This window comes from Gemmatimonadota bacterium (assembly GCA_022560615.1).
Taxonomy (GTDB): Bacteria; Gemmatimonadota; Gemmatimonadetes; order Longimicrobiales; family Gaopeijiaceae; genus UBA1138.
Genome location: JADFSR010000007.1, coordinates 115,577 through 142,085 on the forward strand (window position 1 = coordinate 115,577; position 26,509 = coordinate 142,085).

The 26,509-nt window shown below is 64.9% G+C and carries 28 protein-coding genes and 1 pseudogene; 16 read left to right on the forward strand and 13 right to left on the reverse strand.

The genetic code is table 11. From position 1 onward, the window contains the following. Window positions 1–91 precede the first annotated feature (91 nt). Window positions 92–418 carry a hypothetical protein gene (locus tag IIB36_06715; GenBank protein ID MCH7531446.1) on the forward strand — a complete coding sequence of 109 codons (327 nt, stop codon included), beginning with the start codon at window positions 92–94 and terminating at the stop codon, window positions 416–418. Next, window positions 419–1,123 carry a DUF3179 domain-containing protein gene (locus IIB36_06720; protein ID MCH7531447.1) on the forward strand — a complete coding sequence of 235 codons (705 nt, stop codon included), beginning with the start codon at window positions 419–421 and terminating at the stop codon, window positions 1,121–1,123. Between the two features lie 749 nt (window positions 1,124–1,872). On the opposite strand, the gene IIB36_06725 is transcribed toward IIB36_06720, so the two are convergent. The 5 genes from IIB36_06725 to IIB36_06745 form a co-directional block, all read right to left on the reverse strand. Further along, window positions 1,873–2,757: a LamG domain-containing protein gene (locus tag IIB36_06725; protein MCH7531448.1), complete on the reverse strand. Its 885-nt coding sequence runs from the start codon at window positions 2,755–2,757 to the stop codon at window positions 1,873–1,875. Next, window positions 2,757–4,292, reverse strand: coding sequence for a multicopper oxidase domain-containing protein (locus tag IIB36_06730; GenBank protein MCH7531449.1), 1,536 nt, complete (start codon window positions 4,290–4,292; stop codon window positions 2,757–2,759). The genes IIB36_06725 and IIB36_06730 overlap by 1 nt, the downstream gene beginning before the upstream one ends. A 204-nt stretch (window positions 4,293–4,496) precedes the next feature. Then, window positions 4,497–5,045 (reverse strand): SDR family oxidoreductase, encoded by a 549-nt coding sequence (locus tag IIB36_06735; protein MCH7531450.1) that lies wholly within the window; start codon window positions 5,043–5,045, stop codon window positions 4,497–4,499. A gap of 158 nt (window positions 5,046–5,203) precedes the next feature. Beyond that, complete coding sequence (locus IIB36_06740; protein ID MCH7531451.1) at window positions 5,204–5,422, reverse strand: hypothetical protein; 219 nt, start codon at window positions 5,420–5,422, stop codon at window positions 5,204–5,206. A 2-nt stretch (window positions 5,423–5,424) separates the two neighbouring features. Continuing rightward, on the reverse strand, window positions 5,425–5,613 hold the full coding sequence (locus tag IIB36_06745) for a hypothetical protein (protein ID MCH7531452.1): 189 nt from the start codon (window positions 5,611–5,613) through the stop codon (window positions 5,425–5,427). Window positions 5,614–5,724: 111 nt separating this feature from the next. On the opposite strand from IIB36_06745, the gene IIB36_06750 reads away from it, so the two are divergent. Beyond that, window positions 5,725–6,012 carry a type II toxin-antitoxin system prevent-host-death family antitoxin gene (locus tag IIB36_06750; protein ID MCH7531453.1) on the forward strand — a complete coding sequence of 96 codons (288 nt, stop codon included), beginning with the start codon at window positions 5,725–5,727 and terminating at the stop codon, window positions 6,010–6,012. Beyond that, window positions 6,009–6,434, forward strand: a complete 426-nt coding sequence (locus IIB36_06755; GenBank protein MCH7531454.1) for a type II toxin-antitoxin system VapC family toxin — start codon at window positions 6,009–6,011, stop codon at window positions 6,432–6,434. The genes IIB36_06750 and IIB36_06755 overlap by 4 nt, the downstream gene beginning before the upstream one ends. Window positions 6,435–6,473: 39 nt before the next feature. On the opposite strand, the gene IIB36_06760 is transcribed toward IIB36_06755, so the two are convergent. The 5 genes from IIB36_06760 to IIB36_06780 all read right to left on the reverse strand — a co-directional run bounded on the left by IIB36_06760 (window position 6,474) and on the right by IIB36_06780 (window position 11,681). Further along, entirely contained in the window at window positions 6,474–7,553 is a 1,080-nt protein-coding gene (locus IIB36_06760) for an ATP-binding protein (protein MCH7531455.1), read from the reverse strand. Between the two features lie 142 nt (window positions 7,554–7,695). Continuing rightward, window positions 7,696–8,604, reverse strand: coding sequence for a cysteine synthase A (cysK, locus tag IIB36_06765; GenBank protein MCH7531456.1), 909 nt, complete (start codon window positions 8,602–8,604; stop codon window positions 7,696–7,698). A gap of 163 nt (window positions 8,605–8,767) precedes the next feature. Continuing rightward, the gene (locus IIB36_06770) at window positions 8,768–9,235 is read right to left on the reverse strand and encodes a YiiD C-terminal domain-containing protein (protein MCH7531457.1); all 468 of its coding nucleotides are present in this window, start codon (window positions 9,233–9,235) and stop codon (window positions 8,768–8,770) included. A gap of 66 nt (window positions 9,236–9,301) precedes the next feature. Then, window positions 9,302–9,850 (reverse strand): hypothetical protein, encoded by a 549-nt coding sequence (locus IIB36_06775; GenBank protein ID MCH7531458.1) that lies wholly within the window; start codon window positions 9,848–9,850, stop codon window positions 9,302–9,304. A 49-nt stretch (window positions 9,851–9,899) separates the two neighbouring features. After that, on the reverse strand, window positions 9,900–11,681 hold the full coding sequence (locus IIB36_06780; GenBank protein ID MCH7531459.1) for a serine/threonine protein kinase: 1,782 nt from the start codon (window positions 11,679–11,681) through the stop codon (window positions 9,900–9,902). Window positions 11,682–11,834: 153 nt separating this feature from the next. Here IIB36_06780 and IIB36_06785 point away from each other — a divergent pair, with 153 nt between their 5' ends. Further along, the gene (locus IIB36_06785) at window positions 11,835–12,080 is read left to right on the forward strand and encodes a cytochrome c (GenBank protein ID MCH7531460.1); all 246 of its coding nucleotides are present in this window, start codon (window positions 11,835–11,837) and stop codon (window positions 12,078–12,080) included. Here IIB36_06785 and IIB36_06790 read toward each other — a convergent pair. Continuing rightward, window positions 12,072–12,890 (reverse strand): SMP-30/gluconolactonase/LRE family protein, encoded by an 819-nt coding sequence (locus IIB36_06790; GenBank protein MCH7531461.1) that lies wholly within the window; start codon window positions 12,888–12,890, stop codon window positions 12,072–12,074. The two genes, IIB36_06785 and IIB36_06790, sit on opposite strands and share 9 nt — an antisense overlap. Before the next feature lie 100 nt (window positions 12,891–12,990). On the opposite strand from IIB36_06790, the gene IIB36_06795 reads away from it, so the two are divergent. Further along, on the forward strand, window positions 12,991–13,848 hold the full coding sequence (locus IIB36_06795; protein ID MCH7531462.1) for a prolyl oligopeptidase family serine peptidase: 858 nt from the start codon (window positions 12,991–12,993) through the stop codon (window positions 13,846–13,848). A gap of 67 nt (window positions 13,849–13,915) precedes the next feature. Further along, on the forward strand, window positions 13,916–14,269 hold the full coding sequence (locus IIB36_06800; GenBank protein MCH7531463.1) for a DUF697 domain-containing protein: 354 nt from the start codon (window positions 13,916–13,918) through the stop codon (window positions 14,267–14,269). 10 nt (window positions 14,270–14,279) lie between these two features. On the opposite strand, the gene IIB36_06805 is transcribed toward IIB36_06800, so the two are convergent. Further along, the gene (locus IIB36_06805; GenBank protein ID MCH7531464.1) at window positions 14,280–14,963 is read right to left on the reverse strand and encodes a metalloregulator ArsR/SmtB family transcription factor; all 684 of its coding nucleotides are present in this window, start codon (window positions 14,961–14,963) and stop codon (window positions 14,280–14,282) included. A 175-nt stretch (window positions 14,964–15,138) separates the two neighbouring features. Between IIB36_06805 and IIB36_06810 the strand changes: the two genes are divergently transcribed. After that, a complete protein-coding gene (locus IIB36_06810; GenBank protein MCH7531465.1) occupies window positions 15,139–16,413 on the forward strand; it encodes an MFS transporter in 1,275 nt (424 codons plus the stop codon). Here the strand turns inward: IIB36_06810 and IIB36_06815 are convergent. Then, window positions 16,382–17,138: pseudogene (locus IIB36_06815) on the reverse strand (WecB/TagA/CpsF family glycosyltransferase). The gene IIB36_06810 and the pseudogene IIB36_06815 sit on opposite strands and share 32 nt — an antisense overlap. A 269-nt stretch (window positions 17,139–17,407) precedes the next feature. On the opposite strand from IIB36_06815, the gene IIB36_06820 reads away from it, so the two are divergent. The 8 genes from IIB36_06820 to IIB36_06855 all read left to right on the forward strand — a co-directional run bounded on the left by IIB36_06820 (window position 17,408) and on the right by IIB36_06855 (window position 26,501). After that, on the forward strand, window positions 17,408–19,060 hold the full coding sequence (locus tag IIB36_06820) for a fatty acyl-CoA reductase (GenBank protein ID MCH7531466.1): 1,653 nt from the start codon (window positions 17,408–17,410) through the stop codon (window positions 19,058–19,060). Further along, the gene (locus tag IIB36_06825) at window positions 19,035–20,729 is read left to right on the forward strand and encodes an FAD-binding oxidoreductase (protein MCH7531467.1); all 1,695 of its coding nucleotides are present in this window, start codon (window positions 19,035–19,037) and stop codon (window positions 20,727–20,729) included. The genes IIB36_06820 and IIB36_06825 overlap by 26 nt, the downstream gene beginning before the upstream one ends. Before the next feature lie 86 nt (window positions 20,730–20,815). Continuing rightward, complete coding sequence (locus IIB36_06830) at window positions 20,816–21,799, forward strand: MoxR family ATPase (GenBank protein ID MCH7531468.1); 984 nt, start codon at window positions 20,816–20,818, stop codon at window positions 21,797–21,799. Window positions 21,800–21,930: 131 nt separating this feature from the next. Next, window positions 21,931–22,713: a DUF58 domain-containing protein gene (locus IIB36_06835; GenBank protein MCH7531469.1), complete on the forward strand. Its 783-nt coding sequence runs from the start codon at window positions 21,931–21,933 to the stop codon at window positions 22,711–22,713. Beyond that, window positions 22,710–23,732, forward strand: coding sequence for a hypothetical protein (locus IIB36_06840; protein MCH7531470.1), 1,023 nt, complete (start codon window positions 22,710–22,712; stop codon window positions 23,730–23,732). Before IIB36_06835 ends, IIB36_06840 begins: the two co-directional genes overlap by 4 nt. After that, on the forward strand, window positions 23,729–24,679 hold the full coding sequence (locus tag IIB36_06845; GenBank protein ID MCH7531471.1) for a VWA domain-containing protein: 951 nt from the start codon (window positions 23,729–23,731) through the stop codon (window positions 24,677–24,679). The genes IIB36_06840 and IIB36_06845 overlap by 4 nt, the downstream gene beginning before the upstream one ends. Next, a complete protein-coding gene (locus tag IIB36_06850; protein MCH7531472.1) occupies window positions 24,676–25,707 on the forward strand; it encodes a VWA domain-containing protein in 1,032 nt (343 codons plus the stop codon). Before IIB36_06845 ends, IIB36_06850 begins: the two co-directional genes overlap by 4 nt. After that, on the forward strand, window positions 25,704–26,501 hold the full coding sequence (locus IIB36_06855) for a hypothetical protein (GenBank protein ID MCH7531473.1): 798 nt from the start codon (window positions 25,704–25,706) through the stop codon (window positions 26,499–26,501). The genes IIB36_06850 and IIB36_06855 overlap by 4 nt, the downstream gene beginning before the upstream one ends. Window positions 26,502–26,509: the final 8 nt, after the last annotated feature.

A 26,509-nucleotide genomic window follows, 5' to 3' on the forward strand; every position in this document is an offset into this window, starting at 1 on the left:
GCTAACGAATCGTGTAGCCGAGGCATCCAGAGTTCGAGTGATCACGGCGAACACACGTCGTCGTCGCACAAAAACGCGAGGAGTCCGATTCATGTACATGCGTCCCGTCCGTTTCCTTCGAGCCGCGGTCCCGCTGGCGCTCCCGCTTGCGTTCTGGGCGTCACCCATCAGCGGGCAGGACAACGAGTTCGACATCGATATCGCGCGCGTGGGAGTCGGCTCGAGGTTCGAGCCGTTTCGTGTTACTGAAACCGAGCCGCTGCAGGACGCGATCTCCGCAAAGAAGCTGCAGGGTGACACCCGCGTACTCGTCATGGACCACCCAGCTGGGCTGCTCGCCTTTCTCACCGATCAGATGGTGTATCACCACGTGGCCCAGGGGGAGACCAACGGTGAGCCATGGATGGTGTCCTTCTGAGTGGTTTGTAACACAGGGGTCGGTCTGACTCCCACGGTTGACGGCAAGGTTCACCACTTCAGGACTCGCGGCATCTTCAACGGCCTCTCGATGCTCGCCGACGAGGAAACGGAGACCATTTGGAACCACATCACGGGCAGGGCGGTCTACGGCCCTCTCAAGGGGTCCGTGCTTCCCGTGTTCAATCTCCTGCACATGACGGCTAAGCAGGCACTGGACCGGTATCCCGGCTTGTCCGTCGCCATCTCGGACCGTCCAGTCCGGGGGCGAAGGGGCATGTTCGCGCCGATCGCCGACCGGATCCCCTTCCTGCGGGACGGCTTCAGGAGCACGATCGTGAAGGAAGACACTCGTCTTCCTACGATGGATATCGGACTCGGAATCTGGACCGATTCAGAGCAACGGTTCTATCCGATGGAGGTCGTCCAAGCGGGCGGTGGCGCCATCGTCGATGTCTTCGACGGCAAGCGTCTGGTCGTCTACGTGGAGCCCGGAACGTATGGTCTGGACGCCTTCTTCACGGAGGAGCAGACGGCCTCCACCGATGGCTCCCTCGTCACAGTCGGCCAGCATCTGGTTCTCGAGAGCGGAGTGCTCCGAGACTCGAGCGGCGAGCGAATCGAGATCGAGCGGCCGCTTCAGCTGTTCTCGCGGTGGTACGGATTCGCTCTGACGTTCCCCGAAACCACGATCTACGGACGCTAGCACACGATTGCGTATAAACTGTGTGCGTCTTGAGGTCCGGGTGGGGTAGCGGACCGGACCTGGGCTACTGCCGGATTCAGGATCTCGGTTCCGCGATGTAGGATCGTCCGCCTTGTGCTGCGGTTTGCTACAAGAGTATTCATCCCTGGTTGATGCCGCCTTCGACACTCACCGATATGATCCATCGGTGCGTCGACCCGACCTGATGGGCTTGAGCGAGGCAGTTCCGAGTTCCGAGCGCTTGCCCACCCGCTGGGCGGTACGACTCGCAGGCATTTTCATGGACGTTCCGCGCATGTTCGGTAGAACAGGGTCAGGCCACCCTCGACGCGGCGCAGCTTCCCGTGGGGTGGACCGCGGAGGAGCGGACCCGCGTCAGGATCAAGTGCATGCTTCCCTTCGGCGCCTCGTGCCCCGCCGGGAACTTGTGGCAACTTCTGATGCGCCTCACCGGCTGGTTGATCACGGGTTTGGCGGTCTCCTTGGGCGCCCCCTTCTGGTTCGACCTGCTACAGCGGTTCGTCAGCCTCCGCGGCGCAGGTAGAGGTCCGCGGGTGCAGCCGCAGACGGGGCGCGCGCGCACGGCCTCCTCCGGTGTGAGCGCCACGGCCGGAGCCGCTGACGAGGACACGGCCTACAGAGGGTCCGATCCGCCTGCTCCGTGTTTCAGGGTCGACATCGATATCGCACCGGTGGGACTGATGGCTCCCTCGTCACGGTCGGCGAGGATCTTCTGTTGGCGCCTGCGGCTACCCCACCCAGGCCGGATCGGCGGAGTCCGTGGCTGGCTGAGCCCCGCGGTATCCGTGGTTGGCCGCGGGTGAGCGGTCGTAGACCGTCTGGCCCTCTCCTTCATTGAGGCTCCAATAGCCCTGTAGGCCATCCGAGCTGACATCGACGCCCGTCTCGTGAACCGCCTGGATCTCCGCGGGTGAAAGGCTCCTCGACCACATGGCGGGGTCCTCGATCTCACCTGGGAAAAACCAGATCGGCGGCTCTTTGCCGCCGGGCGGCAGCGGTCCGATCTGGCCGTGCGTCGCCCCCAGGCTCAGGAACTGTCGGTTGTTGGACGATGGGGTACCGGTTCCTTCACAGCGGGCGCGCTCCGCGCCGTCCACGTAGAAGACCAGAGTGCCGCCCGCGTCTCGAGTGAGGGCCACATGGTGCCATGCGCCGTCAGCCACGAACATGTCGTCCGACTCGCAAACCCCCTGCCGTACACAGTCGTTGTTCGGGTAGCAGTAGTTGTCCTCGTTGGACGCCTCGAGCATGACCTCCAATGAACCCGTCCGTCCCACATACATCTGCCAGCTCAAGTTGAAAGAGTTGTCGTCCTCACCTCTCGCGATGACCGCCGCTCGCGCGCTCGGAGTCGTCAGCCGTATCCGGGCGGCGATGGTAAACACCTCGGTCGGGAACGAGGCATTCCATGGAACGAGGACGCGGTCGTCCACGCCGTCGAACATCAAGTGGAAGTCCTGTCCGGATTCCGGTGGCGGATCGCCGGGGTCGAAGTCTGAGGTCGTGTCATCATCGTCGATCACGGGTTCCATGGCGTCCTGCGCTCCGCAGGCGCCGACAGTCCCGAGCATCAATGCGATCACCCATCTACGAATTCGGCGCGGCTCTGGCATCACTGGGCTCCAGTCTCGACGACGAATTGGCCCATCATGCCAACGTCTTCGTGCTCGAGGATGTGGCAGTGGAACATGTAGGGGCTCGTGGAATCCGCGTAGTCGCGGAAGCGCTTCACGATGCGAACCGTCTCGAACGGCCGGACCAGCACCACGTCCTTCCACCCGAGCTCGTTCTCCGGGGGGGCGAACCCGTCGCGGGTGAGTATCTGGAACGAGTCCCCATGTACGTGAAAGGGGTGCGCCTGGGTCGTCGGGTTGGTGATCTCCCAGACCTCCGTGTCACCCAGGCGGATGCTCTCGTTGATCACGTCGATGTCCATGCGCTGGCCGTTGATACCGAACGGATTCGCCGCGAGCTCGAACGGTCGGGCGCTCGCCAGGTTGATGGCCTCAGAATCGGAAATCGCCTCCACGGTCGTGAGTCCGGCTGGGATCGTGGTGACGGGGTTCGAGCGCGCAGCGCCCACCGTGATGTCGAGCAGATCGAAGTCTGCGGTATCCCACGTGTCCTGGAGCGGGAACGGGACCATCGATGTGCCCAGGCCGCTGTTGAAGCTTCGCAGCTTGAACGTGGTGCCCTGGTCGGAGCCCAGGTCGAGGAGGATCTCAGCCCGCTCGGCTGGGGCCAGGAGCAGTCGGGAAAGCGGCACCGGCGCGCGCAGAAATCCGCCGTCCGACGCCACCTGGTGGAAGGTGCGGTTGTCGCTGAAACCCAGGTTGTAGATGCGGGCGTTGGAAGCGTTCAGGATGCGGAGGCGCACAACCTGCGCCCCCACTTCTAGCACGGGCGCTTCCGCGCCGTTGACGAGAAAGTGCCCACCCTTCCGCAGCGCGGGATCCGATGCGGGGTTGAAGTCCGTGGGGAAGTGCAGCAGCTCTCCGTCGTCGTGGAATCGCCGGTCCTGCAGGATCAGCGGGATGTCGTCCACTCCGTAGGTTCGCGGTAGCGGCAGCGCGTCCGAGATGTCGTCCTCGACGATGATCACGCCTGCCAGACCTTCGTACACCTGATAGCCGGTGCTCGTCGGGTCGAAGATCACCCCCTGCCCAGTGGGAGCGTGATGATGCGGATGGTACCAGTACGTGGATGCGCGATTGAGAACCGGGAACGAGGCCGACCATACGGCGCCCGGGTCGATGCGCTGATGCGGTCCGCCGTCCATGACCGCCGGCACGTGCATGCCGTGCCAATGCGTCGTCGTATTCACGCCGATGTTGTTGGTCACGTTGAGCGAGACGTCGGAGCCAGAGCGCAGGAACAACGTGGGACCGAGGTTGTCGCCGTTGTACCCCTTGGTGGGAGTCGTTTTGTCCCGGAGGAACTCCCGCGTCCCGGTCCGCATCTCGAGGTTGAACGTCGACGCGACCAGCATTTCCGGGATCGGGAGCGGGGTAGGGGCGACGCTCGGATCCGAATCGCTGGGACCCGAATCGGTCTCGTCCAGGGGCCCCACGCTGTCTTCAGAACAGGCCGAGAGACCTACCGTAGGCAGCGCTACTCCGGCGGCGGCTCCCGCGGCGAGTCGCAGCATCTTCCGCCTCGATATCGGCGATCGTATGAGCATGCATTAGGAGATGTGTCGCGACCGCCGTTTGTTAGCTCAGCTCGGAGTCGCTGCCTTGGCGGTCACCGCCCGCACCGAGGGGCACCCGAACGCCCTTTTTGCCCGTGATGCGCCAGGCGATCCACGAGGTCGATCCATGGAGGTGCTGTGGTGCGAGCAGATTCCCTCGATCTAGTACCGGATCTCCCCACCGTTGACGTGGAACGTCTGACCCGTGATGTAGCTCGCATCTTCGGACGAAAGGAATGCGTAGGTATTCGCGAGCTCCTGCGCGAGGCCCACACGCCCTAGGGGTATCTGCTCCAGGTTCGGGTGCGCGACGTACGCTCCCGGGACCACGTGGTTCACCAGGATGTTGTAGGGTGCCAGCTCTACCGCGAGCGCCCGGGTCATGCCCATCGCTCCCATCTTCGAAGCGCACACGTGTGACCAGTTGCTTCGTCCGTGGAAGGAGTTCAGGCCCGACACGGTGATGATGCGGCCGTAGCCGTTGGCGATCATGCCGGGAACGACGGCACGGGTGCAGAAGAAGGGGCCGTCGAAGTTGACGGCCGCCGCGGCGCGCCACTCGTCAATGCTCATCTCCGTAAGAGGGCTCGACCCTCGGAAGCCGGCGTTGTTGATCAGAATGTCGATGCGTCCGAGACGCTCCAGCGCCTCGGCCACCTCGACCCGCCCGCCTGAACATCCCCTCGTCCCACTCCACCTTCCGAGCGTCACCCACGCCTCGCGCGGCGATGGCGATCGGCCGCGCCCCGCAGCCCCTCTCTCCGTGTCCCATCCCGCAACACGGCGTACCGCGACTCCCGCGTCCATAGAGCGGTTGGACCGGCTATCCTTCGACTATCTTTCGGTTCGACCGACTATCCTTTATCCGTTTATCCGCCAGTACCGTCGACCCGTCCGATGTCCTCCTCCGGCACCGGTATGCTCTCGGGTGGGACTTCCACGACCCGCCCTTCCCGCCATATCGCGATCGGTATACCTAGCTGACGGTGACCGATCATGACACGGCGGTGCGCCCGCTCGATAGCCGCGTCGATCGCGGTCCCGTCCCGAATGATTGCCGCAACGTCTCTGGTTCCGCGACGTATCACTGCTACCCCTCTTCGACGTGTCGGCGAACGACCGCCCACCGCTCGGTATCGACCACTTTGAACTCACGCGCCCCAGCGCCGTGGGCAATGAGGGGCGTGGGTGGGATGGCGCTGGCGTCGTAGAGCCTCCAGGTCACCGCAAGGTCCGCTGACGGCAGCCAAAGATAAAAGATGTGCCGATCATACCCCATCGCCTCGAGCTCGCGCAGAAACGTGTGAAGGGTACGGCCCGAGAGGGTGCTCTTTCGGGAGATTCTGAAGGATGACTAGCGAGCACATGCAGTCGTGACTAGAATAGTCATATGTTGTCGATCTCCGTTTCTCAGCTGAAGGCGCGCCTGTCGGAATGCCTCCGGCTGGTCCGGGGCGGAAACACACTCGTCGTGACCGACCGCGGGACCCCCGTGGCCATGGTTTCGCCCCTTCCGCCGGCCGAGAATGAAGGCTCCATGGCGTCTCTGATCGAACAGGGGCTCGTAGCCCCGCCGCCGAAGTCGCTCCCAGAGGACTTCTGGGACCGGCCGCGTCCTTCGGATCCGGAGGGACTCGGCCTGAAGGCGGTCCTGGAGGAGAGGGCCTCGGGCTGGTGATGTTTTGGGACACTTCCGCGATCGTGCCGCTGCTGGTAGATGAACCGGTGACGACCGCGGTGTGCGACCGCGCACGCTCCGGTCCGGGAATGGTCGTGTGGTGGGGCACTTCCGTGGAATGTGCGTCGGCGATTGCCAGGCTGGAGCGGGAGCACGCCTTGGATGCGGCGGCGACGGACGTCGCCCGAGGTCTACTCGACGACCTCGTCGGCTCCTGGTACGAGGTCGCGCCGACGGACGCGGTCCGTGGGCATGTGCGTAGGCTCCTGCTTCGGCACGCACTCCGTGCCGCCGATGCGCTCCAGCTCGGTGCGGCGTTGATCTGGGCCGAGGATCGACCGGATACCCACCGGTTCTGCACGCTCGACGACCGACTCGGGACGGCGGCACGTCGGGAAGGGTTCACGCTGGTCGAATTCTAGGCCGAACGAGGCGTGCCACCGCGTCTCCGCGGGAACGTCCTACGATCCGCTTTGTGTGAGGTGATCGAGGAAGCAAGGCAGATTGCAGGAGACGCGGCGACCGTCGCCACTCGGTCGATTGGTCTGCGAGACCAAAAAACGGTGCGATGCGTTGATCATGTCGGCCGTCTTGTTCAGTCGTGCCATGTCCTTGGGGCCGGGCGAGGATGTCAGCTTGATCTCGACACCCCACAGGGTCGTCCCGAAATCCAATACCAAGTCGAGTTCGTATTGATCGCTGGTCCTGAAGTAGTAGGCATCGAACGTTCGCCCATGCGCCGACAGCTGCCCGATGGCCTGCTCGATCACATAGCCCTCCCAGCTCGCGCCGACCCACGGTTGGGCGAGCAAAGCCCTCTCGTCCGACACGTTCAGTAGGGCGTGGAGCAGACCGCTGTCGCGCCAGTAGACCTTGGCGCTCTTAACCAAGCGCTTTCTGATATTGGTCTTATAGGGCTGCAGCCTCCGGATCAGGAAGGCCCCAACCAGGTAGTCGACGTAGCTGTTGACTGTCTGGTATGAGAGTCCCAGGCTTTGGCCCACCTGCGAAGCATTCCACGCCTGGCCGTGTAGCGCTGCCAGCATTCGTGATAGGCGCTCCGTGGTCTGCGGTTTGGCAGGCAAGCCCCAGGTCGGCAGGTCGCGCTGAGAGATCAGCGCCAGGTAATCCAGTTGCCACTGTGAAAAGCGCTTGGGCTCCAACACGCCGCCATCGGGATAACCCCCGCACAACCAGCGGCGTTCACGCGACGCCTTCGTGTCCAGTTCGCTCAGGAGAAACGGTGTCAGCTCGATCAATGACAGACGGCCTGCCAGCGATTCCGAGACTTGGACCATGAGTGAAGGTGACACGGAGCCCAGAAGCAGAAAGCGCCCCATGCGCTTGCGGTCCCGGTCAATCGCCCCGCGCAACCGGGCGAAGACCTCGGGCCAGCAGTGGGCCTCGTCCAAGATCAGGAGATCCTTTTCGGCCATCAGCCGGTCCCAGTCGAGGTCCAGGCGCAGGCGCTCAGCTTCCTGCTCGAGGTCGAAATAGGCCCCCCCTATCCTATCGCCTGTGCAAGAGTGGTCTTCCCGCACTGGCGGGGGCCGACGAGTGCCACGGCCGGATAGGTCTCCACGCGCTCCAGGAGGAGCTGGTCAATCGTCCGTCGGATCATGTTTTGCATTTTAGAAATCAATTTCTATTTCGCAAAACCTCAACTGGGACGGTTACGGAGCTCTACTGATCGTCCTCAAACAACTCGGTGGTCAGGTACCGGCTCCCCGAGTCCGGCGCGATGCATGCGACGCGGTGCCCCGGTCCCAACTCGCGCGCAATCTTCAGCGCTGTCCAGAGGATGGCGCCGCTGCTCATTCCCACGAAGAGCCCTTCCTCGCGCGCCAGTCGACGAGCCAGCGGGAAGGCGTCCTCCTCGAGGACCTTCTCGATCCGATCGATCACTGACTGGTCGAGGTTCTCAGGGATGAATCCGGGCCCCATCCCCTGAAATTTGTGCTGGCCACGCGGCTCTCCGGAAATGACGGCGCTCCTCGCGGGCTCGACAACTACGACCAGCACGTCATCGAGGCGCTCCTTCAGGAACTTTCCGACGCCTGAGATCGTGCCTCCGGTACCGCTTCCGTATACGAAGGCGTCGATCCGTCCGTCGAGCCCATCCCAGAGCTCAGGGGCGGTGGTCTCGTAGTGGCTCCTCGGATTGGCCGGGTTGGAAAACTGGTTCGGTAGGAACGCCCCCGTCTCGTCACGGATTCGCTCTGCCTCCTCGATTGCGGCGATCATGCGCAGCTCCGGATCCGTGAGCACGAGCTCAGCACCGTAGGCGCTAAGCGTGCGCTTCCGCTCCATGCTCATCGAAGAGGGAAGGCATAGGACGAGCCTGTATCCGCGTGCGGCAGCGACCTGTGCCAAGCCGATGCCGGTGTTGCCGGACGTGGGCTCCACGATCGTGTCACCGGGGGAGAGAAGTCCCTTCTCTTCTGCGTCGAGGACCATGGCGAGCGCCGGCCGATCCTTGATGGAGCTGCCGGGGTTCATGCCCTCCAGCTTGACCCAAACCTCGGCGGAGTCGGGCTCGACGACCTTCTCCAGCCGAACCACCGGCGTGCGCCCAATCAGCGCATCGATCACGGCGTTGCCCCATCAAGAGTCACATCAGGTGTTCACTTCTCCCGATCATCGCGAAAACACCGGCACCCGGAAAGAACCCGTCTAGCGCAGCGGCTACCCGGGCGTCCACCGGAAACCAAGAGTCAGCGCGTCGAACCGTCGCGCATCGAAGTCGGCGCCAGGGTCAATGAGGGGTGTGCTTACGCCGCACGTAGAGGGTCTTGAGCACGGTTGCGACCACTTCGTCCCCCTCGTCCAGGACCTCGAGCGTCCATTGCGGCAGGCACTTGTCGCCGTTCGCCGTAGCCGCTCGCATTGCCGCGATCTCTTCGTCGGTGACGCGGACCGTGGCGTGCACCGTGCCGACTCCTGGCTTCCGGAAGCCGATGGTCGCCTCCTTGTCCCAGACGACGTAGTCGGGGCCCAGCCGTTGCATCAGAAGGATCATCAGGTGCGGATCGACCATCGCGTACAGGCTGCCCCCGAAGTGCGTCCCGACCAGGTTGAGGTTCTGCTCGGTGAGCGGCATCTCCACGCGAATCTCGCTGGCGTCCTCGGCGATGTGCGTGACGAGGACGCCCCCGCCGGCGTAGGGCGGATAGGCGTTGAGTTGGGCGCGCAGGGACTCTGGGTTCCAACCGTCGTCAGTCATGGCTCCACTCGCGGGCGGGGTCGGTCGCGCCGTTGGGATGCGACCAACCGCTGGAGGCTATCCGCGCTAGAACGCGATGTCGATGCCCGCGAACGAAGCCCAGACCCATTCGCCTCCCGTCCGCGATACGTCCACGACCAAATCATCGAAGTCCGTAGCTCCGAACTCGGCGAAATAGTGGCCTCCAACAGCTAACCTCACGCTCACCGGCCCCGTCAACGGGAACCGCAGTTGCAAGTATGCGGGAATGGACCAGTGCCAGAAGTCCTCCTTCACATCACCTCCGAATCGGTGGAGGGCGAAGCCTGCCACGGCGTCCAGGGGCGAAGACCCCAAGGGCACCTCGACAGTGGGCTGAAGCGAAAGCATCGTGATCTTGGAGCCATCGGGATCGATCTTGTCGTCGGAGTTGAAGCTCCACCGCCAAGCACCTGTAAAGCGGCCCCGTACCCGCTCCCCTTCCGTGTACACGGAAAGCGCCGGGCCGATCATCTTCGGGCCGCTCAGCTTGTGGATGAAATCCAGGACTGCTCCCATGCCTTGTGCCTGAACGGGCTGCTGGGTCCCCAAGCTGACGACGACTGTCAGGACCGAGCAGAGTACGAGCCTCTTCATGCGACCCTCCTTCACTGTGAGTAACCATGGTGGGATTGCCACGTGATCATCAGGGGTCCGCGTCCTCGAACGCGTCCATACCCTCGAACAGGTATCCGATCGTACCCAGGCGCTCGAGATCCAGCGAACCGTCCTTGCGATACCTCTCCGTAGACTGAGTCCCGGGTCTGTAGATCACGACCTCGGCATCTGTCTCGATGAGGATATACGCTGGATCCCCGTTGAACAGTGCCCTTGGATGCTCGTTGTTCCAAATGAGTCGCCAGGGCAACGTCATGATCACAACGAGGATGATCATCCACGCGAGACTGCCCCACTTCGCTGCAATCACGCGTCCGCCCCCGCCCTCTCTCCTGCGCACGTAGCGAAACACGCGATGGTATCCGGCGGCCAGCACGATCACGAGAAGCGTGAAGGAGAAGTAGAAGCCTTGGTGAAGGGACTGGAACATGGGCGACAAAATGCCCGTGTCATGAGGCTCGAAGAAGACCAAAAGCAGACCCCAGAAGACCGTTATGAGCAAGACGCCGGACAAGACAGCGGACACGAAGTACACATCGGCCACGGTAGTTGGGCTCAGCGGTTTCCACAGCGCGAACCACATGGCACTGGAGCGGCGCCCCATCGACTCCAGCGTCGGCCCTACCCTTGGAACACGGACTAGGCCGAAGACGACCGCTCGCCAGACGTAGCGAAGCGACACGTACGCTACGAGCACTGCGAACCCGTAGAAGACGGCGGGCACCAGCGCGCGCGCGCCGACGATCGGGAAGTCGGTCCGAGACGGTGTGTACTCCGCCGGAATGTTCAGCGTGACGTCATAAGCGATCGTGCTCAGGAAGCCGATCCCGGTGAGAACAGCGGCGACTCCGACGACCAAAGCCGCGAGGGCGCCCGCCGACCACGCCTTGAGGCGCTCGGATGAATCGAGAGGGAGCGAAACCGAGCGCCCGCGGAGCACGTCCGCACCCCCAACACTCGCACCAGTCGAACCCAGGCCTTCACCGGTCAACGCTTGGCGGAACTCTTCGGCCGATCGGAACCGGTCGGCAGGGCTCTTGGCCAAGGCGGTCGTGACCGCCGCCTCCACGTGGGGGGGCACCGAATCCCGAACCACGCGCAGGCTCGGTACGGAGGCCAGGAGCTTTTTGGCCAGGATGGCCTGGGGGATTGAGCCGGTGAACGGAGGATCACCCGCGAGCAGCTCGAAGAGCACACAACCCAAAGAATAGATATCGCTTCTGGCGTCGACCTGCGACTCGCCCGCGGCCTGCTCGGGACTCATGTACTCGGGGGAGCCCGGCGAGAATCCGGAGGCCGTGAGACGATCCTTCGAGGCACTCTGCACAACCAGCGCGATGCCGTAGTCGGTAACTACGGCCCGTCCCTCGTCCAACATGATGTTGGAAGGCTTGATATCCCGGTGGATCACCCCGTTCGCGTGCGAGTGCGAGAGGGCGCCAGCCACCTCGGATACAATGAAGACTGCCTCGTCGACCGGTAGCTGCTTCTCGCGCTTCAGTCGGTCCCGAAGCGATCCACCCCGGACGACCGGCATGGTGTAGTAAAGAAATCCGTCGGCGTCCCCCGAGTCGAGCAGCGGGAGGATGTGCGGGTGCCTCAGGCCGGCGGCGATTCGAATTTCACGCAGGAATCGAGTCGAACCCACAGCAGAGACGAGCTCCGGGACCAGCACCTTGAGCGCGACCTCGCGTTCGTGGCGCAGGTCAACGGCCAGGTATACCGTGGCCATCCCGCCTTGACCGAGCTTTCGCTCGATGCGGTAGCGGCCCTTTAGGGCCGTGTCTAGCCGAGAGACAAGGTCAGGCATCGGCCCCTCTGGGCTACGTCAGATTCGGCGTCATGTTACGATGCGCGCCCACATCAGCCGCGCGACTCGAGACTCTTTCGCTATCGGCCCAAGGTAGAGCTGGCGCGGCATAGTAACAATCGAAACTTTTCCGCTCGCGCGGCATTTGCCCAGGTGCCCGCGGAGCGAGAAGGTGGCTATTTCACGGCCGCCCAGGCGGACCGCGGCAGGGACCTCTACACGAGCGACTGCGCGTCCTGTCACGGTCGGGCCCTCGATGACGGGACGGTTCCCGCGCTCGCAGGCGAGCAGTTCGTAAGATCGTGGGGCCGGCCCGGCCGCACGCTCGACGACCTCTTTTACATCACCCGGACCACGATGCCGGAAGGTGAGGGGGGAACGCTCTCAGAGCTAGCGTAGGAGACCTAGTCCCGGCCGGCCGACGGGAAAACGCCAAAGCGTCCCGTGCCGGGATTCGGTGACGTATAGGTCGGTACCGCCGAAGCAGCAGTTCGTGATCATGCCGTCGCCGCAGAGCAGGCGGTCTACGATCTCGCCGTCCTCGACCACCGTCACGCAGTGCGCGTAGGTCGAGGCCACGTAGAGGCGTCCGTCGTCCCCCACGCAAATCCCGTCAGGGAAGTGTCGCTCCGGCAGCTCGATCACGACTTTCGGTCGCCCATCCCGCAGCTTCATCACGCGGCGGCTGAAGGACTCCGTCCAGAGCAGTGTGCCATCGGCCGTGAACGCGATACCGTTCGGGAATACGGGCTCGAGTTCGCGGAGAAGCTCGCCGGTGCCCGCCTCGACGTCCCACACGAAGAGCCGTCCAGGGTCGCTGTTCTCGGCGGGGTCGGGAGCGCCTCGAGGATCGGTGAAGTACAGGCGTCCGTCGGGCCCGAACGCGAGGTCATTCGGTGCCCCGAGCGAGAGCGCTGCCACCTCAGTCGTGATCGTGTCGACCTCGCCATTGAGCGTGACACGTTGGATCGCCGGCGTGGCGCGATGGGCGCTCCAAGCGCCTCCGTTTTGCGTCACATACAGCGCGCCATCGCGCCCGAGAGTGGCACCGTTTGGTCCGCCGCCCGTCTCCGCGATGAGCTCGATTCCGGCTTCGGCAGTCCAGCGCGAGACTCGGCCCGCATGGACTTCGACAACATAGAGGCTGCCGTCCAGCCACACCGGTCCTTCAGGAAACGCAAGGCCCCTCGCGATGATCTCTCCGTCCATTCCCCGAATCTCCTCCGTTGCGTACGGAGCATCAAGCCGCTTGCGCCGTCGGTGCCGTGCGTCGGATGTTGCCAGGAGCCATTTCCCCGAGGATAGAACCATGATCGAACGTTGCCATAGAGCCATCGGCCTATTTGTGCTAGGCGCAATGATCTGGATGGCCGCTCCGGTTGGCTCCACAGCCCAGGAGCCGGGCACGGTGGTCGAGGCGGACTCGAGGGTGGTGGGCCTCACCTATGTGTTCGAGGAGACCGGTGAAGAAGTGCCGTACGCCGTCTTCGTGCCTTCCGACTACGATGCCTCCCAAGAGTGGCCGCTCATCGTCGCTCTTCACGGCTTGGGGAGGCCCTACGACTGGATGATGGGCTACGACAGCTTCATCGACTTCGCCGAGCGAGATGGCTACGTCGTCGTGTCACCGTTGGGCTACCACCGTCGGGCCTGGTACGGGAGCCGCGGCTACGGAATCCCGCGCGGCGCCGCGCGTGAAGGGGACGAGGGCACGCTGCCCGACAACCTCGGAAAGCTGAGCGAGCAGGACGTGATGAACGTTCTGGCGATTGCGCAGGAAACGTACAGCATCGATGACAGTCGCATCTACCTGTGGGGTCATTCGATGGGGGGCGCGGGCACATACCACCTCGCTGCCCGATACCCCGAGATCTGGGCCGGTTTGGCCGTCGCCGCGCCGGCTCCACGCCGTGAGGCTCTCGATGAGCTCGAGACGTTCAGGGACGTTCCCGTGTTGGTTCTCCACGGTGACGCGGACGCGACCGTCCCCGTCCAGGGGAGCCGCACCTGGGTGGCTCGCATGCGAGAGCTGGGGATGCAGCATGTCTACATCGAGGTCCCGGGCGGCGACCACTCGCTGTTCGTTCGGGAGGCGCCCGAGACGCTGTCGAAGGTCTTTTCCTTCTTCAACATCGTGGGGAAGCGCGAGCGGGCCGCGAGGCAGTAGGAAACCATCCCGACCTTCCACCCGTCTAATAAGGGACGACGAGACCCCAAGCGAACAGCGAGGAAGCATGGACGAGCGCAAGGAACGAGCATCACGGGCGATCCACACGGCCGGAGTAGCGGCGGGGGCCATCGGCTTCCTGACGCCCATCCCGGGTTCGGATGCCGCGCTCATCGCGCCGATCCAGGCCGCGCTCGTGCTCCGCCTCGCTTCGGTCTACGGCGTCCGGCTGCCCGCGGCTGCCCTGAAGTCAGCGGGGTACGCCGCCCTTGGAGGGGTCCTCGGAAAGGGCTCAGCACGATTGCTGGCTTCGTTGGTACCTGGCTTCGGATCTGTGGTCCGAGCGGGTGTGGCGGCCAGCGTCACCGAGGCGATCGGATGGGCCGTGCTCGACAACCTCGAGGAAGGCGACGGGCCGTAGAGGCGGAGGCTCAGCCAACCTCCTCGGACGTCACCGGCAGCCCGTCCCGCCGCCACTCCGGAAGGCCACCTTCCATCCGCCGAGCCATGCGTCCCTGCGCCGTCAGCGCACGCACGGCATCCAGAGCGTAGACGCAGTGCGGCCCCCTGCAGTACGCGACGATGTCGGCATCGTCGGGCAGCGTCTGCAGGAGCTCGTGGATGTCCTCGATCGGGACCGACCGCGCACTGGGAATGTGCCCAGCGGCGTATTCGGATGCCGGCCGTACGTCGAGAAGAACTAGATCCTCGTCCTCCAAGCGGCCGGCGAGCTCGGATCGAGTCACTGGCTCCAGGCTCTCCCGATCTCCCAAGTAGGCGTCCACAAGGTCGTGGAAACCGGAAACGTGTACCGACGCCACGTCGCGCAGCGCCGCCCAGAGGTCTGCCACGCGCTCACTGCTGAGCTGGTAGTAGATGTGCGTGCCCTCGCGGCGGCGCCGGACGAGGCCTGCCCGCGCGAGGATCTGGAGGTGGTGGGACGTGTTCGCCACGCTCTGCGAGATCTCTATCGACAGTGATTCCACCGAACGTTCGCCCTGCGCGAGCACGTCGACGACCTCGCCTCGCCGCCCGCTGCCCAGCGCCTTGGCGACCGAGGCGACGCCGTCGAACATCTCTTCCTTCGCCTCATGTCTGGAGTCGGCCGGCTCCATCCGTCCCTCCTCGCGGGATCGCCTGCGAATGCTGCCAAACTGGTATTCAAAAGAATACTTGACAATACCGAACAGGGCGAGCATCATATTCAAGCGTTCATTTGAATAGGGCACTGATGAGCATTGCCTAGACCATTGCTAGACCCGCGTTCACGGATCCCGGGATGAGCGATTGATGGGGAAGAGCCCGATGCGGTTGGGCCTCAGGGAGAACCTCGCTCAGTTCTCTCTGCTCGTTGGAGTGAACGCCTTGGTGGGCGGGATGGTCGGGCAGGAGCGCACCGTCCTCCCGCTGCTGGCCAAGGAGGAGTTCGGCCTCACGGGGCTGACCGCGGCGCTGACGTTCATCGTCGCGTTCGGCATCGTAAAAGCAGCGACCAACTTTGCGGCCGGCACGCTGTGCGACCGCTTCGGCCGTAGGCCGGTCCTTCTGGCCGGGTGGATCGTGGGTCTTCCGGTCCCCCTGCTGCTGATCTGGGCGCCGAGTTGGTCCTGGATCGTCTTGGCGAATGCGCTGCTGGGCGTCAACCAGGGACTGTCGTGGTCGGCCACAGTGATCATGAAGATCGACCTCGTCGGACCCCGACGAAGGGGCCTTGCGATGGGCTTCAACGAGGCCGCAGGGTATCTCGCGGTCGCGGTTACCGCCCTGCTGACGGGGTACATCGCCGAGCGCGCGGGCCTGCGGCCCGCGCCCTTCTTTCTCGGGCTGGCGTACGCGGGGCTGGGGCTGGGCCTGTCGCTCCTCTTCGTTCGGGAGACGCGCGACTTTGCGCGGCTCGAAAGCGCCTCCTGGGATCCTTCGAAACCAGGTGCCTCCGCGAGCCTCTCGACCCGTGAGGTGTTCACACTCACGAGCTTCCGGGACCCGGCGCTGTCGTCATGCAGCCAGGCGGGGCTGGTGAACAACCTCAACGATGGCGTCGCTTGGGGCATTTTCCCCATCTACTTCGCGAGCCAGGGCCTCGGGGTAGGGCAGATCGGACTACTGACCGCCATCTACCCAGCGGTCTGGGGTCTAGGCCAGCTCGTCACCGGCGGGCTCTCGGACCGAACGGGCAGAAAGTGGCTCATCGCCGGTGGCATGGGTGTGCAGGCCATTGCGATCGCGGCGATTGCGTCCGCCGGCACGATCTGGGCTTGGGCCATGGCGTCCGCGCTGCTCGGCGTGGGCACCGCGATGGTGTATCCGACGCTGCTCGCGGCGATCGGCGACGTTGCGCACCCCCAGTGGAGAGCCTCCGCCGTAGGCATCTATCGCAGCTGGCGGGATAGCGGCTTCGCGGTCGGTGCGCTGGTGGCCGGCATCATCGCGGATGCCGTATCGATCGAGGCCGCGATCTGGACGGTCGCGGGGCTCACCGCGCTGTCGGCGCTCGTGGTGGCCGTGCGCATGTACGAGACGCTACCACGGGCTGCTAGCCCCGCCGCCGACCGACTCTCTCGGTGACACGTCTCCACACGAACCGCGGATTGTGGCGCGCGTATCTCCAGAGGAGCCTTCGCGGCTCCAGCACGAGGCGGAAGAGCCACTCGAGGCCGAGGCGGCGAATCAGAGTTGGCGCGTGGGGCTTCGCCCCTGAAAGGACGTCGAAAACGGCTCGCACTCCGAGCATCACGGCCGTGGTATTCGCCCGATTCGCGGCCGTCCATCGCTCCTGCTTGGGGCATCCTAGGCCCACGAACAAGAGCTGGCACCCCCGAGCTATTGATCTCCTGGATCTGTTGCTCCACTTCGCTCTCGCTATGAGCGCGGAACGGGGGGCTGTATGCGTATGCAACGCGAACCTTTGGCCACCGCGAGCGCACCAGCGCGAGCAGCCGCTCCAATACCTCCGGCTGCCCGCCGAAGAAGCCCACAGCGAGCCCCCTTTCTTGCGCGAGCTCGAGCACGGCCGTCGTGAGATCTATGCCCGCGACTCGTTCGGCTTCCCGGTATCCGTCGGCGCGGAGTGACCAGACCAACGGCATGCCGTCGGGGACCACGGCCTCTGCGTGGTCGAGCACGTCGAAGAACGAGGGGTCGTCCAACGCTTCCATGATCATGTGGACGTTGGCGAGACAGAGGTATCCACCCCGGCCGGACGAGGCACAGGCATTGATCCCGGCTGTGGCCGCGTCGAGGCTGCGATGCGTGATCGGCACTCCCAGAACGCGGGCGGAGCTACGACTCATTCGTCTCCCGCTCTGAGTAGTCAAGCAAGCATCCGGTCCAGAGATATGGTGGCGAGGAGCTTGTGGAAATCAAGGTCAGGTCCCGCCGCTCGCGCAATCCGTCGCCGGCGTCGCCTCCGAGTCTCGGGGTGGAATCTCGCATGTGGCCGTCTTGGTCTCTACCATGCTTCGGTGCGGATTCGGATCAACCACCTTTCGTGGTGATTGTGGCCGCGTAGATGGTAGGTTCCCCTGTCAGTCGGACGAGAAGAGATCCCCTAACTACACCGATGACGACGGAAGCCAAGAGACTCGCGCCACTGCAGGACAGGTACGCCGGGCAGCGCATCCTCCTGACGGGCGCTACCGGCCTGTTGGGGAAGTCCGTTCTCGAGAAGATCCTCCGCGACCTGCCGTCCGTGGAAAAGGTGCATCTTCTCGTGCGGTCGCGTCGCTCGGTGGACGCGGCCGCGCGCATCGATTGGCAAATCGCCCGCTCTCCCGTGTTCGATCGTCTCCGCGACGAGTGGCAGAGCAACTTCCACTCCAGCTTGAGCAGCAAAGTCGTACCGGTTTCCGGCGATCTGGCCCGCAGGCACTTGGGTCTCGACGACGCTGCGTACGAGAAGTTGGCCGGCGAAGTGACGATGATCATCAACTGCGGCGCGACTTGTTCGTTCCGGGAGCAGTTCGACCGTGCACTTCAAATCAATGCCCTCGGCGCGCGGCGCATTCTGAAGCTTGCACAGGACGCCGGAAACGTCCCGCTCGTGCACGTGTCTACGGCCTACGTGTACGAAACCGCCTACGAGGTTTCCCCCGAGCGAGTCATTCCCGATGGTCACACGCTGCGAAGCCTGCCAGACGGGGAGGCAGCGCAGTTCTCTCTCGACGAAGAGATCGACCACATGCTCGCTCGATGTGCTGCGATTCGGGGCGCCGCGTTTCTCGAACGCCCTGACGACTCGCCGGGCGAAGACGGCCAGGCCGTTCCCGTCACCGAGGAAGCCCGCGATCGCTGGCGGCAGAATCTGGCTAACCGTGCCACCATCGAGTACGGCACGGAAGTTTCCCGCGAGCACGGTTGGAGGGACGCCTATCAGTTCACCAAATCGTTGGCCGAGCAGCTGCTCGCTCGCGATCGCGGCTCCGTTCCGCTCTCGATCGTTCGCCCCTCGATCATCGAGGGAACGCTTTCCGAGCCCGTGCCGGGGTGGTTCGACAGGATACGAATGTTTCACCCCATCGCCGTCGAATACGGACGTGGCAACGTGCAGGAGTTCGCGGGCTACGAGGACACGAAGATCGATCTCGTACCCTGTGATCTCGTCACCAACCTGGTGCTCGCGGCCGCGCCCCCTGACGATCCTACCCACTTCGAGGTGTATCAAATCGCGAGTGCCCGGACCAACCCGGTGACGCTCGGCGAGATGACCACCTTCCTCCGAGAGGCGTTCCAGCGGGACTCTGCAGATCTTCCCGGTCGTACCTGGCAGGACCGGAAGTTCAAGTGGACACCACCTCGGATCTACGAGAGGAATGTCGAAAGGGCGCGTCGACGACTCGAGCTGCTACGAGACCTGTACTCATGGCTGGGGCTGAAGCGGCGGGCCCGCCGGGCGGCTGTTCGGTTGCGCCTCCTCAAACGCATGGCAGAGTTTGCCGACGTGTATGGGTTTTATGTCGAACGAGGCCCCGAGTTCGAAACCGAGAACTCGCGGGAGCTGCTCCGTGCCTTGCATCCCATAGACCGTGACCGTTTCTCGTGGGACATCGATGCGGTAGCCTGGCGTGATTACTTCTTGGACGCCTGGGTGCCCGGACTCATGAACGTGGCGGATGATCGCCCTGCGGGCGCACGAGTGCCAGGCGCGGACGCTACGTCTGCGCGCGGCCAGAGTGCTGAACGGACCTCGGATGAGCCACGACAAGTATCGGCATAAGTGGTGGGGCTGGGGGCCCGAGGGCATCGAGTACGACATGGAGGGTCGCCCAGCTCTCTGGCCCTGGATCGTGCAGACCGCGGAGCTCGGGGATGATCCCGAACGGCACCCGCCTGTCGAGCTCGCCCAGATCGCTCTGCCACCCTCGAGGCACACGGAGACGCTCTCCTGCGCCCTGCGGCTGGCCCTCGGCGACGGCAACGTTCGTGAGGACGACGAAGATCGCCTGATTCATTGCTACGGACGCAGCTTTCGGGACGTCGCCAGGCTGCGTGCCGGCATCGTGGACCGTGCTCCGGATGTCATCGTGTATCCAGGGGGACACGACGACGTGGTCAGGATCGTGGAGCTGGCGAGCGAGCACAGGGCGTCGCTGATTCCGTTCGGTGGCGGAACCAACATCGCCGGGTGCGTGGAAGTCGCGGAGGATGATCAGCGTCCCACGATTACGCTCGACATGCGGCGCATGAATCGTCTGCTCGCGCTGGACGTCGACTCCATGACGGCCGATCTCGAACCGGGCATGTTCGGACCGCAGATCGAGGCGGCCTTGGCGGCCCACGGACTATCGCTGGGTCATCACCCGGATTCCTTCATCTACTCCACTCTCGGAGGATGGCTCGCTACGCGCTCCGCGGGCACCCAGTCCAACGTGTACGGCAAGATCGAGGACATGGTCTTGGGCATGACGGTGGTTACGCCCACCGGGGTCATCGAGACGAAACCGGTGCCCGCCGCGTCGACGGGACCCGATCTGAATCGGCTCCTGGTGGGAAGTGAAGGGACCTTCGGGATTATCACGAGAGCCACGATGCGCGTGCATCGGATTCCCGAGTATGAAGACTATCGCATGCTCCTGTTCCCGACCTACCGGGATGGGTTCAACGCGTTGCACGAGTCCGTTCGGGCGGGTTACATGCCGAGTCTCGCGCGTCTGAGTGACGAGGCCGAGACCGAGCTCATGTTTGCGGCGAAGCGTCCCTCCACTGGGATCCAGGCCCTGATTCAGGGTCCCGTGAAGCGGCTGCTCAAGGCCCGTGGATACGGTCGGCCAGCCGCACTCGTCGTCGCCTTCGAAGGTCCGGGACCGTTGACCCGTGAACTGCGGCGGCGCGCGTTGGCCATCTTCAAGAGGCATCGAGCCTTCGATCTCGGCAGGGGTCCCGGGGAGTCGTGGAAGGAGTCGCGCTACGACGTCCCCTATCTCCGCGACTTCATGATGGAATACGGCACGATCGCCGACTCGTTCGAGACCGCCACCGTCTGGTCCAACCTCATGCCGCTCTACGAGGCGAGCAATGAGACGCTCCGACGGGTCATTCGCGACGTCACCGGATTCGAAGGATACATCGGCAGCCACATCTCCCATCTCTATGAGACTGGAGCCTGCCTCTACTACACCGTCTGCACTCGGTGTAGGGAGGGCTCGACACCGGAAGAAGCGATCGAGCAGTATTCCGAGATAAAGCGGGTCGCGACCGAGACGTTCGTGAGCGGCGGTGGTGCTCTGTCACACCATCACGGCGTCGGCTACGAGCATCGGCCCTGGCTCGAGCGGGAGCTGTCGGAACGGGGAGTGGCGTCCCTTCGTCAGCTCAAGGACGCGCTCGACCCTGATGGAATCATGAATCCCGGCGGTCTATTCGGCCTCCAGACCGGCTCCGGCTAGCGCACCGCCCACCCTCACCGAAGATTGTCCCCTCGCTCCAATGACCATGTTCGAGGCTCAGGAGGTGGGCAGAGTGAGGACTGTGGATGGCAACTGACGTGGAGCGGGCGACGGCCGGTACCGGGAGCGAGCTGCTCACCACGGTCACCGGCGCGATGCACGAGCGCGTGGTCGGGCAGGATCAGGCCATCGAGGGACTCCTGATAGCGCTTCTGACCGGCGGGCACGTCCTACTGGAGGGGCTGCCCGGACTCGCCAAGACACTCATGGTGAGGACGCTCGCGGAGGCGATTCATACAGACTTCCGCAGGATCCAGTTCACGCCGGACCTGCTGCCGACGGACATCGTCGGCACGCCGGTCTTCGATCAGCGGACCGGCGAGTTCAGGGTCCACAAGGGCCCCATCTTCTCGAACATCATCCTTGCCGACGAAATCAACCGGGCGCCGCCGAAGGTTCAGGCCGCGCTTCTGGAGGCGATGGAGGAACGACAGGTCACGATCGCGGGAGAGACCTACCCGCTCGACTCCCCGTTCATGGTGCTCGCCACCCAGAACCCGGTCGAGCTCCACGGCACGTATCCTCTCGCCGAGGCACAGCTCGACCGCTTCGCGATGAAGCTCGACATCGGCTACCCGTCGCGGGAGGAGGAGAAGGCGATCGTGCGGCGCGTCGCCCACGCTGATCCCTCGCCGATCGAGGCCGTCGCCACCGTCGAGCAGATCTCTGCTGCGCGGCACGAAGTCGCCGCGGTTCACCTCGAGGAGAAGGTCCTCGACTATGTGGTCGAGCTCGGCTTCGCGACGCGCGAGCCCGCCGCCTACGGAATGGAGGACCTCGAGGATCTGATCGAATTCGGCACCTCGCCTCGCGCCACCATCTTTCTCACGCGCACGTCGCGCGCGCGCGCGTACGTGCGCGGCAGGGACTTCGTGATGCCGGACGACGTGAAGGCGATGGCTCCTCTCGTTCTGCGGCACCGTCTACGCACCACCTACGAGGCGGACGCCCGTGGCATCGACGCCGATGAGATCATGCGGCGTGTGCTGGGGGCGGTGCCGGCCCCCTGAGTGCCGTGAGCCCCGAGCGGGTCTTCTCGAAGGAAGTCGCCGCGCAGGTGCGGCGCATCGAGCTACGCACGCGCGGTCTCGTCGAGTCGCTCTTCAGCGGCGAGTATCGCTCGGTCTTCAAAGGCCGGGGCATGGAGTTCTCCGACGTCCGGGAATACCAACCGGGTGACGACGTGCGGGCGATCGACTGGAACGTCACCGCGCGCCGTGGTCGGCCTTTCGTCAAGGAGTACATCGAAGCACGTGAGCTCACCGCGCTGCTCGTCGTCGATCTCTCGGCGTCCAAGGACTTCGGGACGGGCGCGAAACGGAACGCGGTCATCGTTTCGGAGATCGCGGCGATCCTGGCGCTGGCGGCGACGGGAAACAACGACCGCGTGGGGCTACTTCTGGTCACAGACCGCGTGGAGCTCTTCATCCCGCCGGACAGCGGCCGTCGCCACGCGCTGCGTCTGGTGCTCGAGATACTCTCGTTCCGCCCGTCCGGGCGCGGCACCAAGCTCTCCAAAGCGTTGGAGTATGCGGCGAAGGTGCTCCACCAGCGGACCGCCGTCTTTCTGATCAGCGACTTCCTGATGGACGACGACTCCGACCCGATGTTCGTGCACGACGCGCGTCGCTTCAGTCGCGAGCATGATCTGGTTCCGATCCGGCTCAGCGACCCGGGCACGGCGACACTTCCCGATGTCGGGTTGCTCTCGCTCGCGGATCCTGAGACGGGGCTGCGGCACGTCGTGAACACGAGCGACGAGCGCGTGCGCCGGCAATACGCGGAGCGCCGCGCGACGAAGCGCGCGGCTATGGGCACGTTGTTCCGGGAGCTCCGATTGGATGTGATAGAGGTCAGCTCCGCGGAAGACTACGTGCTGCCCCTAATCGCCTTTTTTCGTCGGCGAGAGCGGGTGACCCGGTGAGCAGGACGCGTGTGTCGATCCTGTGGGTCCTGATGTCCGCGCTCGCCGTGGCTCCTGCAGCCGCGCAAGTCACCGCGGAAGCCGTCGTCACGCTCTCCGCCGACACCATCGGACTGGGCGACGTCTTCGAGCTCTCCGTCGCCGTGGAGGTCCCTCCGGGTAGCGCGGTCTACTTCCCGGACACGGTCGCCACCGCGTTCGCTTTGGAGAGTTTCCGCCCTGTCACCTGGAGTGCGGAGTCCACCGGCGACGGAGCATTGCTGACGTTGATGTATCCGCTCATCGCGTTCAGGGTCGGGTTGGCCCCGGTTCCGGGTCTCGATGTGTACATCGGTCCTGCGGCAGGCGTTCGTGGCGAGAGACTGCCCGGCGGATCGGTGGTCGGCTCGTGGCGCGACATCGAGACCGGCACGGTAAGCAGGGCTTCACTCACGCGGGCCGCGGTTCCGCGCCGAGATGTCTGGGTCGCGTCGGTCATCGTGCCCGAGGACATCACGAGCGGGCTCGAGCCGAGACCCCCGGCGGACGTGATCGGACCCGGATGGAACCGCCTGGCTGTCGCAGCGATCGTCGCGCTTTCGTTGCTCTTGCTCGCCGTCGCCCGGTCCGTCGCGTTGAGTCTGCTCCCTGATCGGCAAACGGAGGAGCCGCTCGACAGCGCGTCGCCGGTGGACTCCGCTTTGGTGCGCTGGCAGAAGGCACTCGACGAGTTGGACCACATACTCACGCTCGGGCTGCACACCGACGGGCGGACCGACGAGTTCTATGGCCGGAGCAGCGCGGTCGTGCGCAGCTTCGTCGAGGGCTTCGACGCGGGGTGGCGTCCGAGCCTCACGAGCTCAGAGCTCATGAGCAGACTCGAAGCGTGGACGAACGGATCTGCTCAGGATCTGTACGCCTCGATGCACACCGCCGAAATCGTCAAGTTCGGGCGCTTGCGTCCTGATGCGAGCACCGCGGAAGGCCACTGGCGAGACTTGAGGAGCTGGGTGCACGCGTCGCGGAGCATCGAGGCATGAGCATCGAGCTCGGCCGCCCCGGCTCCCTGGCCCTCCTGGCGCTGCTGCCGGTCTGGTGGTTGTGGGTGCGGCCGAGCGGGCTCGCCGGACTGCTCGTCCCCCGGGGACAGGACTCCGAATCTCTCGCGCTCGGGGGCTGGCGAGGCCGCACCATCGAGTTGCTTCCACATGCGATGCGCTTGGCCGCGCTCGCGTGCCTGGTCCTCGTGCTCAGCCAGCCCCGGATCGTGCGAGTCATCGAGGAGCCGATCACCGAAGGCGTGGGCGTCGCCTTCGCGATCGATCTGTCTTCGTCGATGTGGGCGCAGGACATGGCTGAACGCACTACGCGACTCCAAGTGGCCAAAGCGACCGTGCGGCGCTTTCTCGAGCAGCGCAACGACGACGTCGGGCTCGTCGCATTCGCCGGTGAGGCCCTGATCCGTTTGCCTCTGACTGACGACGCCTACGCCATCGAGATGGCGGTCGAGGCGATGGAGGTCGGCCTGGCGATCGACGGTACCGACGTCGCCGGCGCGATCGCCGCGGGGGCGGGGCTGCTCAAGGACACGCCCCACAGCTCGAAGGTGCTCATCCTCGTTACGGACGGGGCGCACAACAAAGCCGGGATGGTGCCATCGCTCGCGGCCCGCGCGGCAGCGACGTTCGGCATAAAGGTCTATCCGATCGCCATCGGCACGGACGAGGCGCAGGGCGCGGCGGCGGCGACCATGGAGACCGTGCTGGCGCAGACGGCGCGCATCACCGGAGGACAGTACTTCCGCGCGAGCAACGTAGAGGCCTTGCAGGCGATCTACGACGAAATCGACCGGTTGGAGGCGGTGTCGGAGGTGATGATTGAGCGAGAGCAGGCGATACCGCTCGGGCTGTGGCTCCTGCTCAGCGGGATCGTTCTCGTTGTCGGCGCGACTACGCTCCGCGGATCGCGGTGGGGGCTCGTCCCGTGACGTTTTCCCGCCCTGAGCTGCTCGCTCTCGTCCCGATCGTAGTGCTCCTGCTGTCGCTCGCGCTCGCCGCCCAAGCGCGCCGGCACCGGAAGCTCGCAGATGCGTTCGGCGGAGCGGCGGCGGCCCGACGATTGACTTCGCGGGACCTCTACAGCTTCCCGCACCGCCGCCTCGCTTGCCTCATCGGAGCCGGTGTGGCGATGAGTCTCGCGGCGGCTGGCCCTTACGTCGACCTGGGCGCTACGCTCGATCCGACGCAGCCGGTCGACCTCGTCATCGCCGTGGACCTCTCATTGTCGATGACAGGGACCGACGTCCGGCCGAGCCGGCTGGAGCGCGCCAAGTCGGTCATCCGGGAGCTCACGGAGTCGATGCCGAACGAGCGCCTCGGCCTCACCGTCTTTGCCGACTGGCCGTACTCGGTTCTCCCGATGACCGATGACCCTGCGCTCATACGATTCTTCACCGAGCCGCTCACGCCGGATCTGGTCGCGGACCGTGACCAAGGCACTTCGCTGGCGTTGGTGGTCACGCACGCGCGCGAGCTGCTCGACACGCGCCGCCGGCCGGAGGCTCAGCAGGTCATCCTGCTCATCACCGATGGCGAAGGTCACGAGGACGAAGCGGAGATCTTGGACGCGGTGGCCGCCGCGGTGGCCGCCGGCGTCCGCGTGTGGACGGCAGGCGTCGGCACCAGCGGGGGCTCGGAGCTGTCGACACTGGACCCCGATCCGCTCCCGGTTCTGGGGGACGATGGCGAGCCGGTCGTGTCACGGTTGAACGAGGACCTCCTGAGGCGCATAGCCTCTGCAGGCGGGGGAGGCTACCGGAACGTCAGCGGCGGTGCCGGCCTCCGCTCACTGCTCGGTGTCTTCCGGCGTGCCAACACGGAATCCACTCCGGGAGGCGAGGCTGTGGGCGCGGCGCTGTGGCTCATCCTGCTGGCGATTCCGCTTCTGCTTGTCGAGGGCAGAATGGACGCGGCCGGCATCGTGGAGTTCCCCCGCCTCGCGGAGCCTGAAGAGTGAAACGCGGCGAGATGGACGCCGTGATCGCCCGCTGGTGGCGGTATGCCACCGTCGCGGCGCTCGCGCTCTCAGGCTTGCTCTTCGTCACCGCGCGAGAGCGCAGCAGCGTCGAGCGTGGCAATCGCCTCCACCGGAGCGGTGCTTTGCCCAAGGCCGCCGCGATCTATCGGGGTCGGACGGACGCGGAATCACCTCGGCCCGATCTGCGTTACAACCTCGGCACGACTCTGCTCGAGCTCGGCAGCTCGGCGGCCGAGGCGGAGCTCGCGATCGGCACCGAGAGCGCGGACGAGGAGGTCCGGGCCCTCGCGCTCTACAACCTTGGCGTCTCGCGCCTCCTTCGCGCGGTGGCTGCCGAGGGCGGCGACTCGATGCGGGTCCACGCCGCGGTGTCGGTCGAGGCCAACCGCAGCACACTCCGTCTCAACCCCGAGCAAAGCGATGCCAAGTGGAATCTCGCCATGGCGCAACGGATGCTCGATTCGCTGGACGCGGCCAACCGAAGACGCGGGATGTCGTCAGCTGATGAGCTCGGCCCTTCCGACGAACGATTGCGGGCCGACAACACGATCGAGGTGGAAGAGGAGTCGACGAGTATCGGTGCCCCACCCTTGGAAGGTGAGGAGGAGGCGCTCGCCCAGTTGCTCGACCCGGGCCCTCTTTCCAGAGCCGACGCGATCGAGATCCTCGAAGCGACCAGGCTCGACGGCTCCGTGATATTGGGGAAACTGCTCGCGCTCGAAAGCCGGGCCCGGTGGGGAAGACAGCTCGGGAAGGTGGGCCCGAAGCGGTAGCGGCGGTC

What these genes read in the sequence shown, in the direction of transcription:
- IIB36_06790 (MCH7531461.1), bottom strand. Translation starts at nt 12,890, where the DNA reads ATGGACGGAGAGATCATCGCGAGGGGCCTTGCGTTTCCTGAAGGACCG.
- IIB36_06780 (MCH7531459.1), bottom strand. Translation starts at nt 11,681, where the DNA reads ATGCCTGACCTTGTCTCTCGGCTAGACACGGCCCTAAAGGGCCGCTAC.
- IIB36_06795 (MCH7531462.1), top strand. Translation starts at nt 12,991, where the DNA reads ATGATCGAACGTTGCCATAGAGCCATCGGCCTATTTGTGCTAGGCGCA.
- IIB36_06835 (MCH7531469.1), top strand. Translation starts at nt 21,931, where the DNA reads ATGGAGTTCTCCGACGTCCGGGAATACCAACCGGGTGACGACGTGCGG.
- IIB36_06820 (MCH7531466.1), top strand. Translation starts at nt 17,408, where the DNA reads ATGACGACGGAAGCCAAGAGACTCGCGCCACTGCAGGACAGGTACGCC.
- IIB36_06810 (MCH7531465.1), top strand. Translation starts at nt 15,139, where the DNA reads ATGGGGAAGAGCCCGATGCGGTTGGGCCTCAGGGAGAACCTCGCTCAG.
- IIB36_06805 (MCH7531464.1), bottom strand. Translation starts at nt 14,963, where the DNA reads ATGGAGCCGGCCGACTCCAGACATGAGGCGAAGGAAGAGATGTTCGAC.
- IIB36_06845 (MCH7531471.1), top strand. Translation starts at nt 23,729, where the DNA reads ATGAGCATCGAGCTCGGCCGCCCCGGCTCCCTGGCCCTCCTGGCGCTG.
- IIB36_06775 (MCH7531458.1), bottom strand. Translation starts at nt 9,850, where the DNA reads ATGAAGAGGCTCGTACTCTGCTCGGTCCTGACAGTCGTCGTCAGCTTG.
- IIB36_06800 (MCH7531463.1), top strand. Translation starts at nt 13,916, where the DNA reads ATGGACGAGCGCAAGGAACGAGCATCACGGGCGATCCACACGGCCGGA.
- IIB36_06750 (MCH7531453.1), top strand. Translation starts at nt 5,725, where the DNA reads ATGTTGTCGATCTCCGTTTCTCAGCTGAAGGCGCGCCTGTCGGAATGC.
- IIB36_06825 (MCH7531467.1), top strand. Translation starts at nt 19,035, where the DNA reads ATGAGCCACGACAAGTATCGGCATAAGTGGTGGGGCTGGGGGCCCGAG.
- IIB36_06730 (MCH7531449.1), bottom strand. Translation starts at nt 4,292, where the DNA reads ATGCTGCGACTCGCCGCGGGAGCCGCCGCCGGAGTAGCGCTGCCTACG.
- IIB36_06725 (MCH7531448.1), bottom strand. Translation starts at nt 2,757, where the DNA reads ATGCCAGAGCCGCGCCGAATTCGTAGATGGGTGATCGCATTGATGCTC.
- IIB36_06745 (MCH7531452.1), bottom strand. Translation starts at nt 5,613, where the DNA reads ATGGGGTATGATCGGCACATCTTTTATCTTTGGCTGCCGTCAGCGGAC.
- IIB36_06830 (MCH7531468.1), top strand. Translation starts at nt 20,816, where the DNA reads ATGGCAACTGACGTGGAGCGGGCGACGGCCGGTACCGGGAGCGAGCTG.
- IIB36_06770 (MCH7531457.1), bottom strand. Translation starts at nt 9,235, where the DNA reads ATGACTGACGACGGTTGGAACCCAGAGTCCCTGCGCGCCCAACTCAAC.
- IIB36_06715 (MCH7531446.1), top strand. Translation starts at nt 92, where the DNA reads ATGTACATGCGTCCCGTCCGTTTCCTTCGAGCCGCGGTCCCGCTGGCG.